This is a genomic window from Robbsia betulipollinis (genome assembly GCF_026624755.1).
GTDB classification, from domain to species: Bacteria; Pseudomonadota; Gammaproteobacteria; order Burkholderiales; family Burkholderiaceae; genus Robbsia; species Robbsia betulipollinis.
This window is the reverse complement of record NZ_JAPMXC010000042.1, coordinates 1-645: the sequence shown is the minus strand read 5'-3', so window position 1 is coordinate 645 and position 645 is coordinate 1. Positions and strand designations below refer to the sequence as shown.

The 645-nt window shown below is 60.6% G+C and carries 1 pseudogene and 1 other annotated feature; the pseudogene reads right to left on the bottom strand.

Annotated elements, in window-relative coordinates:
* Positions 1-595: pseudogene (locus tag OVY01_RS23010) on the bottom strand (IS3 family transposase); the annotation flags it as partial.
* Positions 201-317, bottom strand: a sequence feature (AL1L pseudoknot). Its footprint overlaps the pseudogene before it by 117 nt.
* Positions 596-645: the final 50 nt, after the last annotated feature.

Genomic DNA, 645 nt, shown 5'->3' with positions numbered 1-645 from the left:
TTCATTAGACGTTCTACCGTGCACCGTGCAACACGGATGCCCTCGCGGTTCATCTGTTTCCAGACCTTGTCGGCACCATAAACCTGCCAATTCGCGTTCCAGACCCGCTCAACCTCTGCCACCAGCCGGTCGTCGCGTTGGGCCCGTTCGCATCGCAGCGCCGGGTTGCGCTGCCGGGCCGCGTGGCGTCTGTAGCACGACGGGGCAATCTGCAAGACTTTGCAAATGGGCTCGACCCCGTATGCATCCCGATGGCCATCGATATACGCCTTCACGACTTCAAGCGGCGGTCGANCTCCGCCTGCGCGAAAAACGCGCTGGCCGTCTTCAAAATATCGTTGGCGCGGCGTAGTTCCTTGACCTCGCGCTCCAGCGCCTTCAGGCGCTCTCGTTCGTCGCTTGACAGGCCTTCGCGCTGCCCCTTACCAACCTCGTCGCGCTTCACCCAATCCAACAGCGTCTGCGGCACGCAGCCTATCTTCGGCGCGATGGACTCGACCGCTGCCCACAATGACGGGTACTCACCACGGTGTTCCTGCACCATGCGCACGGCCCGCTCGCGCATCTCTGGGGAAAATTTGTTTGTCTTCGTCATGACACCATTCTCTCAAGAATTGGTGCCTCCTCAAAATCCGGGGCGATTCA